Source organism: Thiorhodococcus mannitoliphagus, assembly GCF_010915725.1.
GTDB classification, from domain to species: domain Bacteria; phylum Pseudomonadota; class Gammaproteobacteria; order Chromatiales; family Chromatiaceae; genus Thiorhodococcus; species Thiorhodococcus mannitoliphagus.
In genome coordinates this window covers 16,929-32,660 of sequence record NZ_JAAIJR010000032.1, presented here as the reverse complement: position 1 = coordinate 32,660, position 15,732 = coordinate 16,929, and the positions used below count along the sequence as shown (strand labels likewise).

10 protein-coding genes are annotated in these 15,732 nt (G+C 63.6%); 2 read left to right on the top strand and 8 right to left on the bottom strand.

Annotated elements, in window-relative coordinates:
* Window positions 1–89: 89 nt before the first annotated feature.
* From cysZ to G3480_RS09900, 5 genes are all read right to left on the bottom strand, one after another.
* A complete protein-coding gene (gene cysZ / locus G3480_RS09920) occupies window positions 90–1,325 on the bottom strand; it encodes a sulfate transporter CysZ (protein WP_164653728.1) in 1,236 nt (411 codons plus the stop codon).
* A gap of 429 nt (window positions 1,326–1,754) precedes the next feature.
* Window positions 1,755–2,495, bottom strand: coding sequence for an alpha/beta fold hydrolase (locus G3480_RS09915; RefSeq protein ID WP_164653743.1), 741 nt, complete (start codon window positions 2,493–2,495; stop codon window positions 1,755–1,757).
* Window positions 2,496–2,521: 26 nt separating this feature from the next.
* Entirely contained in the window at window positions 2,522–3,376 is an 855-nt protein-coding gene (gene folE2 / locus G3480_RS09910) for a GTP cyclohydrolase FolE2 (RefSeq protein ID WP_164653727.1), read from the bottom strand.
* Window positions 3,377–3,970: 594 nt separating this feature from the next.
* Window positions 3,971–4,864 carry a (2E,6E)-farnesyl diphosphate synthase gene (ispA, locus tag G3480_RS09905; RefSeq protein ID WP_164653726.1) on the bottom strand — a complete coding sequence of 298 codons (894 nt, stop codon included), beginning with the start codon at window positions 4,862–4,864 and terminating at the stop codon, window positions 3,971–3,973.
* Entirely contained in the window at window positions 4,861–5,100 is a 240-nt protein-coding gene (locus G3480_RS09900) for an exodeoxyribonuclease VII small subunit (RefSeq protein ID WP_164653725.1), read from the bottom strand. Before G3480_RS09900 ends, ispA begins: the two co-directional genes overlap by 4 nt.
* Window positions 5,101–5,222: 122 nt before the next feature.
* On the opposite strand from G3480_RS09900, the gene parE reads away from it, so the two are divergent.
* The gene (parE, locus tag G3480_RS09895; RefSeq protein WP_164653724.1) at window positions 5,223–7,109 is read left to right on the top strand and encodes a DNA topoisomerase IV subunit B; all 1,887 of its coding nucleotides are present in this window, start codon (window positions 5,223–5,225) and stop codon (window positions 7,107–7,109) included.
* A gap of 335 nt (window positions 7,110–7,444) precedes the next feature.
* The gene (locus G3480_RS09890; RefSeq protein ID WP_164653723.1) at window positions 7,445–8,563 is read left to right on the top strand and encodes an FIST signal transduction protein; all 1,119 of its coding nucleotides are present in this window, start codon (window positions 7,445–7,447) and stop codon (window positions 8,561–8,563) included.
* A gap of 157 nt (window positions 8,564–8,720) precedes the next feature.
* Here the strand turns inward: G3480_RS09890 and G3480_RS09885 are convergent, their stop codons facing one another.
* From G3480_RS09885 to G3480_RS09875, 3 genes are all read right to left on the bottom strand, one after another.
* The gene (locus G3480_RS09885; RefSeq protein WP_164653722.1) at window positions 8,721–12,338 is read right to left on the bottom strand and encodes an EAL domain-containing protein; all 3,618 of its coding nucleotides are present in this window, start codon (window positions 12,336–12,338) and stop codon (window positions 8,721–8,723) included.
* A 268-nt stretch (window positions 12,339–12,606) separates the two neighbouring features.
* Complete coding sequence (locus G3480_RS09880; protein WP_164653721.1) at window positions 12,607–13,287, bottom strand: YceH family protein; 681 nt, start codon at window positions 13,285–13,287, stop codon at window positions 12,607–12,609.
* A 91-nt stretch (window positions 13,288–13,378) separates the two neighbouring features.
* Entirely contained in the window at window positions 13,379–15,715 is a 2,337-nt protein-coding gene (locus G3480_RS09875; RefSeq protein WP_164653720.1) for a tRNA(Met) cytidine acetyltransferase TmcA, read from the bottom strand.
* Between the last annotated feature and the right edge of the window lie 17 nt (window positions 15,716–15,732).

The window sequence follows — 15,732 nt, the reverse complement described above, 5'->3', positions numbered from 1 at the left end:
CGAAATCCCCCCTAGCCCCCCTTTGCGAAAGGGGGGAAGTTGTTGATGGACGCTTTCTAAGCACTTTGATCCGCGCGGTCAGGCGCGGCTCAAGCTCGACCCGATGCGCGTCTGGGCTCACCGGCAGAGCGCCGGGATTCTGAGCCCGTGAGCACCGCCTTGGCCTCGTTGACCTTGGATGCCAGATAGTCGGATCCGCCGCGATCTGGATGGAGGCGCTGGATGAGGCGTCGGTGGGCCGTGCGGATCGCGTCTTCGTCGTCCTCCGGGTTGATTCCCAGGATCGCGCGCGCCTCCATTCCGTCCATCGCGCTTAGCTCGGGCCTGGCTGTGGTCTCGGAGCGCTGTTGAGGCGGTGGTCGCTGGAACACACAGTCACGCACCTGACTGAGATAGACCTCGAGCGCCTCCGCCGAATCGGCGTCTGTCTGATAGTAGGTCGTGAGCAGAGCGAGCAGCTCATCAGTGGATACTTGCTCGAGAGGTTGCCCCTGCAATCGCCCGGCGAGTATCTCGCCGTTGATGCGGCCGGATAGATGGTCGACCGTCAGCAGCACATGGCGGGTGGCGACCCTGGACTGATGAGGGCCCTGATAATTGCTCGCAGGCTTCAGCTCGCGCAGCCACATGGCCGTCGCCCCGGCCACGGCGCTTGGCATGAGTATGAAGTTGAGGATGGGGACCATGCCAAGGCCTGCGGACGCAGCGCCGAACCCAAGGCTCAGGGCGCGATGCTCGCCGAGCCGTTGGCGTATTTCGCGAAACTTGAGTCCGTGATTGCCCATCGGGTAGTCGCTGTACTGCACCGCGAGAATCCAGGCCGTGTAGAGAAACCAGAGCAGGGGGCCGGCGACTGGCACCAGCAGGAGGAAGAGGAAGGGGATGGCTAGGAGCGCCGCATAGAGGATTTTCTTGAGTTCGTCGATCAGCGTGGGGATCAGCTCGGCGACCAGTCGTCGGTAGTCGTTCTCCTGCTGCAGGGGCTGCCCCGTGAGCATCAGCTCGACCTTCTCCGCCAGCAGATTGTTGAAGGGTGAAGCGATTAGGTTGGCGACGAGTCCGAAGGTGTAGAACACCACCACCAGCATCAGCAGGGCGAAGACGGGCCACAACAGCCAATCCAGCCAGCCGAGCCAAGCCGGCAGCTTGGAGTCGAGGAGTCTTATCAGCCCGTCGAATTGAGCGATACCGGCGTAGATTGCCGCAGTGAAGACAAAGATATTCACCAGCAGCGGGACCACGACGAAGCGTCGTATTCCCGGTCGGCTGATGAGCTTGATGCCCTGCAGGAGATACCCGGCGCCTGAGAAAGGTTTGGTGAGCATAGATCCAAATGAAGCGGTTATCCGCGAGCATCTATTCGGATGCCCGCGTGAGTGCCTGAGCCAAGGACCCGCGGTGCGCTGCGGGACTGTTTCCGTTGGGCGGAATTCGGACGAATCGAGTCAGAGGTGAAGTCATGGCCGTGGCCGTCAGTATAACCAGCGCAGCTGCTGATCAGCATGACTGTCTCGCGTGCGACCGCCGTGTGGCGAAGCCGGCTCGCCACAAGTGCTGAGTTAGAGCCTAAATGGTCATCATATCGCAGGATATTCCCGGAAAAACCCTGAATCTAGATTGCAAGATGACATCCATTGTGCACGTCGATCGAAGGCAAGGGAAGGCAAGGGAAGGCAAGGCGTGTCGCAATGTCGGCAAAGGACTCAGCGAGGATTGCAACCAGGGACTCCGATCAGCGGCGAGCGCTCGCTTGGCTATCCGCATTCTCCATCCAGAACCCGAACTGACTCGGCGTGCGCTGCGCACAAGAGCCCGGCGAGATCGGCCGGGCATTCCAGGAGGGGGTTATGGCCGATCTCAGGGAGCACATGCAGCGCTGTCTCTGGTCTCATCTCAACGACCTGGCGAGCGATGGCGAGGAACTTGGCGTCGGCGCCGCCGACGATCCAGCGCAGGCAGCCCGGGTAAGCGCGCAGCTCAGACCAGGTACTGGGCATGACGCCAAGTCCCGTAGCACTGAGGCTTGCAGCCAAGCCGGATGCGCGCTGGCCCAGGCGCCGCCGGCGTTGTTGAGCGAGGACCTGAGGCGCCAGCCGCGACTGCGTGGCGAAGAGCGCCTGGGACTCCCAGGCTGCGACGAAGGCGGCGATTCCCTGGGTTTCCAACAGGGTGGTCCAGCGCGCGTCTTGCCTCAGGCGCGCGGCGCGCTGGGCCGGGTCGGTGAGACCGGGATGCGCGGAAATAATGGTGGCGCCGCTAAAGCGCATTGGCGCTTGCGCCAACATCCCCAGGGCAATGCGGCCTCCCAATGAATAGCCCACGAGTTGGTGGATGCTCGGCGGGAGCGCGCTCAAGAGCGCGCGGACGACCGATGTGAAATCGCCGGTGGGGTCCTCGGCCTCTCCATGTCCGGGGAGGTCGATGGCGAGCCAGTCATTCGACCGCTCCGACAGGCAGGCGAGCCAATCCTGCTTGTCGCCGGTGAAGCCGTGCAGCAGCAGGCAGCCTGGCCGGTCCTGGTTCAGCGCGATGCCTCCGCGGCAAGCGCTTCCTGCTCCTTGTCGCGCTCGATCAGGGCATAGGCCGAGTGATTGTGGATGGATTCGAAGTTCTCGGCCTCGACCACGTAGGCCAGGATGCGATCGTCCGCGTTGAGCCGCTTGGCGACATCCCGCACCATGTCTTCGACGAATTTTGGATTGTCGTAGGCGCGCTCGGTGACGAACTTCTCGTCGGGTCGCTTCAGGAGTCCGAAGAGTTCGGAGGATGCCTCGTGCTCCACCATTTCGATGATCTCTTCGAGCCAGATGAATGCCTGTGCCCGCACCTGGACGGTGACATGCGAGCGCTGATTGTGGGCGCCGTAGGAGGAGATCTCTTTCGAGCAGGGACAGAGACTGGTGACGGGGATCACGACCTTGATCTCCAGCCTCGGATCACCGTCGCGGATCTCGCCGACGAAGGTCACGTCATAGTCGAGCAGACTCTGCACGCCGGAAACAGGCGCCTTCTTGTTGATGAAAAAGGGAAAACGCATCTCGATATGGCCCGCCTTGGACTCCAGGCGCTCGGACATTTCCACGAGCATTTCCTTGAACGACGGGACGCTGATCTCACGCTCATGACTGTTCAAGATCTGGACGAAGCGGGACATATGGGTCCCCTTGAAGTCGTGCGGGAGATAGACGTACATGTTGAAGGTTGCGACCGTGTGCTGCTCCATGCCGCTCCGCTCGCGCACACGCACGGGGTGACGGATGTCCTTGATGCCCACCTTGTCGATGGCGATGCGCCGGGTATCGGTGCTTCCCTGAACGTCGGCGATCTCGCTCTGCGTTTTCAGGGAACTGCAGTTGGTCTCGAGCGATTGCTCCATAAATGAATTCCTCAATGGATCTATACTGCCTGCCATCGCCAGAGAGGTTGGGTCGGAGGCCTACTAGAAAAAGCGGTGATGCGTGGGGCGCGAGGGCCCTTGCAAGCCAGGTCGACGACAGCGTCAGCGAGGTGTCTCTTGCCAGCCTTGGAGGCGCTTGGCCCCCGGTACTTGGCGAGCTGCTAGAACTCGAGATTCAAAGGACTCGATCCGCAAGATCCAGCAGCGCGGTGCGCGAGCGCACCGACAATCGGCCGCGCTCAGTGCTGGCGCTGGTGGAATGCGCGCTGTCTTTGCATCTTAGGGAGGTTGCCTGTGCTCTGAGAGGCTGTCTGGAAATCATGGTCGAGACATATAAGATGCGAATTCATTCGCCCTTGGTCCGGCGGTTGGGCGAATGAATTCGCCCCTACCCGTTTTTTCAGACAGCTTCTGAGCTTTGTCCAGCTCTGAAGCCAGCGCCTGTGCCGCGTATCCGGCCCACGCCGACAAAGGTGAGTTCTGTCAAGGCGCATACCCGCTGACTTGTCTCGCGCACCGCCTTCCGTGTCGCATCGACGGTCAGGCACTGGTAGGAGATTTTTCGGCAATCGCCTAATGCTTGCGCTCAAGCAGAGCCTTGGCGACCCAGCGGAGCGCGTCCGCGCTCTCGCCGAAGACCTCCAAGCTGGTGTGTGCGTCCTTGGTGAGACGCTTCGCCATCTCCTTCGCCTCGGCCAGTCCGACGATGGCGGGATAGGTCGCCTTGTCGAGTTCGAGGTCGCGGCCGGCTGTTTTGCCGATCTCGCTCGTATCGCCTTCGACATCCAGGATGTCGTCCTTGATCTGGAAGGCGAGACCAAGGCACTTGGCGAAGTGGTCGAGGCGTTCCGCGTGGTCTGGAACAACGTCGCCCCGGGCCCTGATGCCCATCTGGACTGAGGCGCGGATGAGCGCGCCGGTCTTGTGGATGTGGATATTCTCCAGCATGGCCACATCCAAGGGCGTTCCCTCTGCCTCCAGATCCATGGCTTGGCCGCCGACCATGCCGCGCGAGCCACTTGTGCGAGACAGCGTCTCGACCATGCGGATGCGCGACTCCGCGCACAGCCCCGGGGCCTCGGCGAGGACCTGGAACGCCAGTGTTTGCAGCGCGTCGCCGGCGAGGATCGCGGTCGCCTCATCGAAGGCGCGATGGCAGGTCGGCCGGCCGCGTCTGAGGTCGTCGTCGTCCATTGCCGGCAGATCGTCATGGATGAGCGAGTAGGCATGGATGAGTTCGACCGCGCAGGCTGGACGATCGAGCACTGCGCTGTCGACGCCCATGGCCTCGCCGGCGGCGTAGGCAAGCAGGGGGCGGATGCGCTTGCCAGAGGCGAGCACGGTGTAGCGCATGGCCTCGTGTAGGCGCGAGGGTTGCACGCTGGTCGGGGGCAAGATCTCGTCGAGCGTTGACTCGATGCGTGCGAGACAGCGCGTCCGAAAGGCGTCAAAGTTGTTTTCGGTCATTGGGGGTCGAAGGGCTCAGGCTCGGCCTCGGGCCGGGTGTCGGTCAGGATGCGGGCTCGCTGCTCGGCATTGTCCAGCGCTTGCTGGCAGATACGGGTCAATCCAACGCCTTGCTCGAAGGCCGCGAGCGATTCCTCGAGGGGCATGTCGCCTTTCTCCAAGGCGTCGACAATGGCTTCCAGGTCGCTGAGGGCTTGCTCGAAGGATGGTTCTGGCGAGTTGGCGGGCTCTTTCATAAGGTTTGAATCAGAGTTTCCAGGTACGGTACCGTAGGTCGTTTGAGTGGTCAAACCGGCACGGCGGTTGTGGCCACTCGCGCCTATCAATTCTCCCTTCTGCAAGGAAAACCCCGACGGCCATGACCGGCAATTATGATGCTTCAGCGATCGAGGTCCTCATGGGCCTTGACCCGGTGCGCAAGCGCCCGGGGATGTACACAGACACGACACGGCCGAATCACTTGGCCCAAGAGGTGATCGACAATAGCGTCGACGAGGCGCTTGCCGGCCATGCCAAGCGGATCGAGGTGGCGCTCCTGCAGGATGGTTCACTGGAGGTCACCGACGATGGCCGCGGCATGCCTGTCGACATTCATCCCCAAGAGGGATTGCCCGGCGTCGAGGTGATCCTGACCAAGCTGCACGCGGGCGGCAAGTTCAACTCCGACAATTATCGCTTCTCCGGTGGTCTGCACGGTGTCGGTGTCTCCGTCGTCAACGCCCTCTCGATGCGCCTGGAGATTTGGGTCAGGCGCGGCGGAATCGAGCACAATATGGCGTTCAAGGATGGCGCGAAGGTCTCCGATCTGACCGAGGTCGGCAAGGTCGGGCGCGCCAACACGGGCACCCGGCTGCGGTTCTGGCCCGACCCCAAGTATTTCGATACGCCCAAGTTCGCCGTGCGGCCTTTGATGCACCTGCTCCGCGCCAAGGCGGTGCTCTGCCCGGGTCTCGAGGTGCGCTTCCGTGACGAGGCGAAGGGGGACGAGACGACCTGGCTCTACGAGGAGGGGCTCAAGGACTACCTGGCGCAGTCGCTCAATGGTGCCGAGACCCTGCCCGCCGAGCCCTTTGTGGGTGATCTGGAGGGCAGCAATGAGGCGGCGAGCTGGGCCTTGGCTTGGCTGCCCGACGGCGGCGAGCCCATCGCCGAGAGCTACGTCAACCTCATTCCGACCGTCCAGGGCGGCACGCATGTCAACGGTCTGCGTACTGGGCTGACCGAGGCGGTGCGCGAGTTCTGCGAATTCCGCAATCTGCTGCCGCGCGGGGTCAAGCTCGCGCCCGAGGATGTCTGGAGCCGGCTGAGCTACATCCTGTCCGTCAAGATGCTGGATCCGCAGTTCTCGGGCCAGACCAAAGAGCGACTGTCTTCGCGCGAGTGTGCAGCCTTCGTCTCCGGCGTCGTTAAGGACTCCTTCAGTCTGTGGCTCAATCAGCACGTGGAGGCAGGTGAGCGTATCGCCGAGCTTGCCATCGGCGCGGCCCAGGCGCGGCTGCGCGCGGGCCGCACGGTCACGCGCAAAAAGGTGGCCCAGGGGCCGGCGCTGCCCGGTAAGCTGGCGGACTGTACCGCGACTGACCCTGAGCGCAGCGAGTTGTTCCTAGTCGAGGGGGATTCCGCCGGAGGATCCGCCAAACAGGCCCGCGACCGCGAGTTTCAGGCGATCCTACCCCTAAGGGGCAAGATCCTGAACACCTGGGAGGTCGACTCCGCCGAGGTGCTCGGCTCTCAGGAGGTCCACGATGTCGCTGTCGCGATTGGGGTCGACCCGGGGAACGACGATCTCGGCCGGCTGCGTTTCGGCAAGGTCTGCATCCTGGCGGATGCCGACTCCGACGGCGCCCATATCGCGACCCTGCTGTGTGCGCTCTTTCTCAAGCATTTTCGCGCGCTCGTTGCCCAGGGGCACGTCTATGTCGCCATGCCGCCCCTTTATCGAATCGACGTCGGCAAACAGGTCTTCTATGCGCTCGATGACGACGAAAAGCGCGGCGTCCTGGACCGCATCAAGGCCGAGAAGATCAAGGGCAAGGTCAACGTCCAGCGTTTCAAGGGGCTTGGCGAGATGAATCCCGCCCAGCTGCGGGAGACGACCATTCATCCGGATACGCGGCGGCTGGTGCAGCTGACGGTTGACCCTGACGATCAGAGCGATACCTTGTTGGATATGCTCTTGGCGAAGCGGCGCGCGGCGGATCGCCGCAGCTGGCTGCAAGCCAAGGGCGATCTCGCCGAGGTTTAGGCGATTGCCGGAAACTCTCATCGCCGCTGGCGCCGCATCGAGGTTTGCCTTCAAGGAGCGCCGGCGGGAGCATCGCCGGGCTCTGCGATCGCCGGTGCGACAGGCAAGGCGGGCCTCGGGATACCTCAGCGGGGATGAGCTTTGACAGCAATTGCCTTAGAAAGCGTCCATCAACAACTTCCCCCCTTTCGCAAAGGGGGGCTAGGGGGTATTTCGGGCGGCATCGCTCGCATCGGGAAACAATTGATGGACACTTTCTTAGCACGCCAAGTCAGCCGCGCCCATCGCGAACTCGCCAACCGGCAGGCCGCCACCAGTCTCTGGAGTGAATCCTGATGTCCCAGTTCCGCTATGGTCATGCCGCTGGCGCCGATTGGCGCGAGGCGGTGGTCGACTGTCTCACTCAGATTGGCCAGGTGCCGGATCGGGCGAATCTCGGGATCCTCTACGCGACGGATGCCGTTGCCGATGACCTGGAGGATCTCCTGAGTCTGGTGCGCGCCTCGACCGGCATCGAGCAATGGGTTGGAACCCTGGGAGGAGGGATCTGTGCAACCGGCGCCGAGTACTATGAGCAGCCCGCCGTTGCCTTGATGCTTGCCGAACTCGCGGAGGACGCCTTCCGGGTCTTCACTGTGCCGAACGGCGATATGACCCAGTTCGACGTCGTCAATGGCAGCTGGATCGCGGATCGGCAGCCTTTCATCGGGCTCGTGCATGGCGATCCCGCCCATGAGGCGATCGAAGACCTGGTTCGCGCGCTGGCGCAGAGCACCACGACGGGATTCCTGGTCGGGGGGCTTGGCAGTCCGCGGGGCGCGGGCCAAAGCATCGCCAATCGCAGCACTCAGGATCCGCTCTCCGGGGTGCTCTTCATGGACTCGGTTGCCATGACCACGGCGCTCACGCAGGGCTGCTCGCCCATGGGCCCAACCCGCGCCATCACCGACTGCCAACGCAACATCCTGATCGAAATCGATGATCGCTCGGCGCTGGAGGCCATGCGCGAAGATGTCGGCGAGGAGCTTGTCTCTGACTTACCGGGCTTGGCCGGAAAAGTCTTCGCCGGCCTGCCGATTCGCGGCTCGGATACGGGTGATTACATCGTCCGCAATCTGGTTGGCGTCGACCCCAGTCATGGCCTGCTCGCGATTGCGGAGTTGGTCGAGGCGGGACAGCAGATCGTCTTCTGCCGGCGTGACGCCGGCACGGCCGAGGAGGACTTGGATCGCATGCTCGCGGCGATCAAGCGGCGTCTATCAGGGCCGCCGCGCGGTGGAATCTACGTGTCCTGCCTGGGGCGCGGCGTGAACCTCTTCGGACCGGATGCGGCGGAACTCAAACAGATCCAGAGGACGCTGGGTGATTTTCCGCTGATCGGGTTCTACGCGAACGGCGAGATCTCGCAAGATCGGATCTATGGCTACACCGGGGTGCTGACGCTCTTCCTGTGATCGGCGACCTGACATTGCATGAGCCTGTGGGGCAGCGCTGCCCGCGATGCGTTGCCGTGGTCCGGAACCTCGTGGAGAGCTCCACCAGGAGCTTGAAGCATCCTGTTCATCCTGTCCAAGAAGCGGATGGCTGGAGCCGGTCTTCCTGGTCATCGCCTTAGCTGGCGAGTGCCACAATGAGGCTGTAGCAAAGCTGCGGGTCCTCCGACATTTCGACGAAGCTCAGGGTACGGGCGTGCCAGGCCTTGAAGTCGAAGCCCTGCTTCAGGTGGCTCATGTTGCGAAACCCCATGCTCCAGTCGAGGAAGGTGCGTCGATGGATGGGTCCCTCGTAGATCGTGCGGATCGAATGATGGCGCGGGTCCTTGGCGATCGACTCGGCAAGCTGCTGGACTTGCGGGCGACTACCTTCGAGGATCTGCATGAAGGAGCCGTTGAGATAGAGCAAGAAGCCCGTGATGCGCTGATCGCGGTTTTTGGAGCGCGAGCTTTGTAGCAATTCGCTGAGTGCCTGGTCGCTCATGGGCGCGGTCGCGACGCTGACGTAGAGCATGGTGTAAAGATCATCGTCGGCCTCTGCGGATCTGCTTGTGCTTTGTTCCGCGAGCAGCGCCTCGAGCTGCGCGGACGGCATCGGGCGATAGAAATGAAAGCCCTGGACGTAGTCGCAGCCGATATCGCGCAAGTAGCGAAACTGATCCTCGTTTTCCACACCTTCGGCGATGACCTTGAGCTGCATGGCGCGCGCCATGCTGCTGACCGCCGAGACGATGGCCTTGCTCTCTTGTCTCTTTTCGATTCCGTCCACGAACTCGCGGTCGATCTTGAGCGTGCTGACCGGCATCCGCAGGAGCTGGGAGAGGGATGAGTAGCCGGTGCCGAAGTCGTCCACGGCGACATGCAGGCCAAGATCCGCGAGCTGTTGCAGGACCCCGAGATTCTTGGCCACGTCGCTCATCAAAGACGTCTCGGTGAGTTCGAGCAGGATGCGGCTGGGATCGGCCCCCGTCTCTTCGAGGGCTGCCTCCACGCTCTGAACCAGGGTCTCGTCGTTGAGCTGCTGCGCAGACAGATTGACGCTGACATAGGGGGCCTGCTCGGCGTAGCGCGCGCGCCAGGCGGCCTCGGCGACACAGGCCTGTTCGAAGACCCATTTTCCGATTGGGATGATCGAGCCCGTCATCTCGGCGATGGGGATGAATCGGGCCGGCGGTATTTCGCCTTCCGGAGGGAACCAACGCAGCAGGAGTTCCGCGCCGCGGATGACTCCGCTCTCAGTGCTCAGGATGGGCTGGAAGCGTACCTGCAACTCGTTGCGCTGGATGGCGTGCCTGAGTCCATTGGTGATGTCCAGGCGCTCACGCACTTGGTGCTGGATCTCTTCGTTGAAGAAACGCCAGCCGTCACGGCCGTGCTCCTTGGCCTTATACATGGCCGCATCCGCGTTGCGCAGCAGGTCGTCCGCGCTGTGTGTCGTGCCATGCCCCATGGCCAGGCCGATGCTGGCGGTGGCGAAGAGCTGGTGCCCTTGCACCTCCAGGGGCATGCGCAGCATCTCATTGAGCCGCTTGGCCAAGGTGGTCAGAGCGCTTGGGGACTCGACCAGATCGCAGAGGATGACGAACTCGTCCCCACCGAGACGTCCTACGGTGTCCCCCGGGCGAACTTGATCCAAGAGCTTCCAGGCGATCGTCTTGAGCAGATCGTCTCCCGTGGCATGGCCATGGGTGTCATTGATGAGCTTGAAGCCATCCAGGTCGATGAAGAGCAGTGCGACGCCATGGCTTTGGCGCCTGGAGCGCAGCAGCGCACGGGCCAACTGCTCATAGATTAGCGTTCGGTTTGGCAACCCCGTGAGGGCATCGTGCGAGGCGTGCCAGATGAGTTCGTGCTCGGCGATCTTGCGCTCGGTAATATCGTTCAAGGTCGCAACCAAGACCCATGTGCCACCGACATGGATCTTGGAGATGGACACTTCCGCGGGGAAGGCGCTGCCGTCCTTGCGCAGCCCCATGACCTCGTTGCGCATCCCCATCGGGCGCTCCCTCACTGCGCCGCGCATGAAGCCGCTCACCTGATGCGCGTGCTGCTCGCGGTATTGAGGGGGCACCAAGGCATGCAGGCTGAGACCGATCAGTTCCGCTGGTTGGTAGCCGAACAGCTGATTAGCGCGCCGGTTTGCCTCAATGATGACGCCGTCGGCGTCCGATGCGAGGATCGCGACATCTGCCATCGCCAAGACATGGTGAGATGCGTCTCCCGGCTGGGGTAGGCGTGCGCGAGTGTCGGTGCAGGCGAGGGTGTATCCGGCGATCTCGCCACCTATGTGTCGCAATGGTTCGGCGACCACGGCCAGTCGTTTGAGCGTGCCGTCCGCGCGGCGCGCAGTCAGCGTTCCGCGCCATTCGGAGGCGCGCTCTAGTGTCGCAGGGATCTCCCCGAGGCGTGCTTCATCATCCCAAAGATCCTTGACGGCCAGTCCAATCAAGGGCGCGTCTTCTGGGAGCCTCCAGAGCCGTTGGAAGCTTGGATTGAAGAACTCGATCTTGCCCGCGGTGTCGATGCCGGCAACCGCGATCGCGAGATCCTGCTCGGCTGGGGTCTGGCTATCGGCCGTGCTGCTCTCCATGCCGGCGAGCGAGGGCAGGCAATAGCGGTAGCGCTCTGGGATCACGGGCTGGCGCGTGCCGAAGTGCTTGACCGTCTGGAAACTGCCGTCGAAGTTGCAGCGCGCCAGATAGTTGTTGACATGGGCATGATGCGTCAGCGTGTCCATGCGCACGTTGCCCTGCGGCGCCGCGATCTGGACCTGCTCCAAGCAGCGGACCAAGGTCTGCGGGTCCAGGGACTCAGCGGCCTTTGCGGCTTGCGCGAAGGCGTGAATGGCGACATAGGCGGCTTCACCGTGGCTCGTGACCACGGCCTTACCGCCGCACGAGGTGGCTGCCACCTCATCCAGCGCCTTGAGCGCGCTCAGAAAGCGCGCGTTGACGGCTGTCTCGACACTCATGAAGTAGGCGCCGCTGGCGTAGAGCCCCTCGCGGACCTCCGGGGGCAGCATGGCTGCGATGGCCTCGTCGAAATTGCACATGACCACGGACAGATGCTGCTTGAGGCCTAGTTGAGCGATGCGTTTGAGAAAGCGGATCTGCGCTTCGCCCTCGAAGAAGGGTAGGAGAATATCCGCTCCCGAGCATTGGATGCGCGCCAAGACCTGGTCGATCCGCTCGGATTCCGTGCCAACGGATTCCGTGCCCAGCACGTCGCCGCCTTGCGCTCTCAGTTGCTGCTCCGCCGTGGTCATGGCGACGCGCTCCCATTCCTGGCCGCTGCCGACGAAGAACATCTTGGCGCCGACGACCTTCGCCATGTGGCCGATCATGCGCTCGATCTGCTGGTTGGGTAGGGCCCCGAAGGAGAAGAAGGAGCGGCCGTAGAGGCTACCCTCGTAGAAGCTGCAGTTCAGATAGGGTCTCTCGCGCGGCTCCGTGATCTGGGTGACCACGGCGGCGCGAGTATTGGCAGGCAGATTTGCGACCAGGGCCGCGCAGCCGAGGTCGAGCAATCGCTGGGCGGTGTGGATGGCCGTTTCCGGAATTCCACCGTCGTCCGCGATGATGAGCTCCAGTTTCTTGCCGAGGACGCCGCCCAGGGCATTGATCTCATCGCAAGCGATCTGGCTCGCGCAGGACATTTCGGGCCCGTAGAGTCCTCCTAATCCAGAGAGTGGCGGCATGACGCCGATGCGGATCGGATTGCTGGAAGGCTGTGACATGGCAAATATATTCAAGGCAGGCGAGGGGAGGTGTCCTGGTGCGTCGACCGCGCCCTGGCGGCGTGGCATCCAGCAGAGGACGGCGACGGCGTGCCGGGGTTGCTGCTCGGCTGAGGAGATCGCGCTTCTTGCTTGCGCGGCCTTTTTCTCCGTGCGTGCATTCGGCCATCAGTCTCTTGCTGATGTGGTGATGTCTGAGCGTCCTAGCAGTTCATTGTATTGACCGCAAGACTTGCGGGCGACGTCTTGGCCTGGCATTTGGTGCGCCTCAATGCTGACGACGGTCCGCGAGCCCGGTGAGTTCCCAGAGGCGATCGAGTTCGGCGCGCAGGGAGGCGACTTCTGCCTCCAATGCCTCGATCCGCGGGCTCGCCTGCTTGCTGGAGACGGCACCCTCTGCTTGAGCTTGAGCCTCCAGATCGCTGAGGTCCGGTGCGCCGCAGAGCAGGTGCGCGAATCGCTGCTCGCGTTTGCCAGGCGAGCGCGGCAGCTCCATCACCAGCCTGTGCTCCCGGTCCATGAGGGCTTGGAGCGTCTTGGTGACCGCCTCGAGGCCGGGTAGATCGGCCATGCGGGCGCAGTTGGTTCTCAGCTCGCCTTGGGTCTGGGGGCCGCGCAGCATGAGCACGCAGAGAATGGCTTGCTCCTCACGGCTCAAGAAGAAGGTCCCCACGAGCTTGTGATCGTAGCGTTCGGTCCTTCCCGAAAAACTGGCATGCACCAGGCCCTTGCCCTGCAGCTGTCCGACGGCGTGTCCAACCTCGCCTGGCGAAAGGTTCATCACTGGGTGCCGCGCGCTCTTCTGATTGCAGGCGCTGACCAAGCCGTTGAGGGTCAAGGGATACTGATCTGGTGTCGTGCGCTGCTTCTCCATGAGGCAGCCGATCACGCGGGCCTCGACGGGGGTCAGTAAGGGCTCTGGCGCGGCGGTTTCGTGTTGGCTGGACATCGGGTTGAGCGGTTTCCTGCGAAGAGTGTGGTGGAACGATCAATCCGGGGGCCAAGGCGTGGTTGGCTGTTGCCTGGCCTCACCCTTTGTTTTACACAGTCGCTGCGTCCGCGTCTAGCGGTTGCTCGGTTGCTCGGGCGGCGCTTTGGAGACCCTTGGCCGCCGAGCGCAGACGGGTCATCACCGCGTTGCGACCAATCCCACCGAGCTGTTGGGAGAGTTCGCCGAGGGGACGGAGCTGGCGCGTCGCGGCAAGGAGGAGCTGGGCGCCATCCATCGCCAAATGCCCCTGGTCGATGGCGCGACCGAGATACCTGCGCGTGAGGTCCGCGAGCAGCGGCAGCGTGGCCTCGAGCGAGCGATGACCATCAACGAAACAGCTTAGCTCATAGCGCTGGGCCGCGGTTGGACGATCAGGGTGGTCTCGGTCAGGCGAGGGCAGCCGTATGGCGATGGCCACCGCGAGTTTGGGGTCGAGCGTACGCAGCGGTCCGGCCAGGAGCGCGGTCAGGCTGGAGGCGAGGCGTGCCTGAGCCAGCTTCACCAAGCAGGCGCCTGCTTGCGTCGTCCCAAGCAGGGCCACGACCGCGTGCTCGCCACTCGCGGCATTGCGGCTGCATCCAATCTGCACAGGGTGGTGCCCGCAGCGGTGCCAGAACCGAATCAGCGCTGGCGTTGCGCCGAAGCTCGCGCCCACGCAATCGATTGCTTCCGCCGCAGCGCGCTGTTGGATGGCGGCCAAGAGCCGTCGGCCCAGACCGCGACCCTGGGCCGCTGGGTGAATGGCGATGCGAATGACGCGCAGAAAGCTGTGGGCCGTGGCATCGGCGAGTCCGGCATGGGCCGAGAGCGTCTGCGGCAGCAGATGACCGCGCGGGCGCCGTTGTCCGCGGAAGATGGCATCGCGGAGTTCTGGCTGCGCGAAGCTGCCTTCCAGCGCCGCGAGCAGGGTTCCGACGACCTGGTTCTGATGCCGCAAGATCAGGATCCGGACATTGGGACCGTCGAGCAGCATGCGCAGATCCATGGGGCGGGTCTGGTAGTGGGCCAGGACCAGGAGTCCGAAGACCTGCCGCAGCATGGCTTCGTCTTGGGCCAAGGCGTCGCGGTCGAGTTCGATGCAGTCGCAGGCGTCCGCCGTTGTCGCAGCGACTCGATCCGCTGGCGCGGGAGAGGCATCGAGCAGCAGCGCCCTAAAGATGAGGGCTTCCAGCGGGTCGTCTCTGGCCCAGCGGACGGGCTGATCCAGCTCGAGCGCACGCCAGTCTGGGGTGACGCGCTCCAGGTGCTGGCGAAAGCGGAGGTCGAATCCCCGTCCGGTGCCCTCGTAGCCATGGACCGTGGTCGCGAAGACGATGCGGCCATAGTGCTCGACCAAGGTCTCCAGCAGCGGCGCCGGGATGCCGGCGGCCTCGTCGACCAGCAAGAGGTCCGCCTGGGGCCTGTCGCGCGCCGCGTCCGCAGGTGCCACGAAGGTGAGGCGCTTCCTGTTCTCGGCGTCGGGCGGGGCCAGGCTGTCCACGACGGCATGCGCATGGCGGAAGAGGCTGTCGACGGCGGCCCGGCTGGGGGCTGTCACCAGGATGTGCTTGCTGCTTCCGCGCAGCAGTCGCCCGGCCGCGATCCCCAGGGCGGCACTCTTGCCGCGCCCGCGGTGTGCCTTGATGACCAGGGGGCGGCGGGCGCGACCCCGGGCCGTCTTGATCACGGCCTCAACCGCCTGCGCTTGATCGGGGGTGCAGGGGGTGCTCAGCCGCTTGCCGGCGATTGATGCGGGTTCAGGGCGCTCTGGACTCGGCAACTTGAGCAGGGATGGGCCTGAGTCCTCCCATCGATGGCGCGGGTCAGCGGTGTTCTGATCGATATGGGTGCTCTGATCGATATGGGTGCTCGGATCGATATGGGTGCTCGGATCGATATGGGTGCTCGGATCGATATGAGTGTTCTGATCGAGATGAAGGAGTGCGTCATCGGCGCGTAGCACTCGGACCAACCTGGCGATGAAGCGCCCGGTCAACGCCTGCGCCGAATAGGGCCAGACGGCGATACGTTCGGCCTCTGGATCCGGGTGCGCCGGCCAGCGCTCGAGGGGGGGCGTCAGCAGCATCAGTACCCCGCCGCCGACGATGGCACCGCTTGCGGCACCGAGTCCGTCGGGGTCGAAACCACTGTGGGCGTCATAGACGAGGAGCTGGACATCAGATCCCAGCAGCTTGGCGGCAGACGTGAGCGGGAGGGTCCCTGCGATCTTGGCTGGCTGATTCGTCAGCCAGACCGGGCAGAACTCGGGGAGTGCGCCCAGAAGCTCGCGGGCGATCGCCTGGCTCCAGTCTTGCGCTCCGCTGACCAGGACGCAAAGTCGATGGTGCTGTCGCTGGGCCTCGCGCAGCCGCCATCTCAGAGCCTCGAGTGGCTGGGCCGGCCTCAAGGACCGCCATCCGCCGT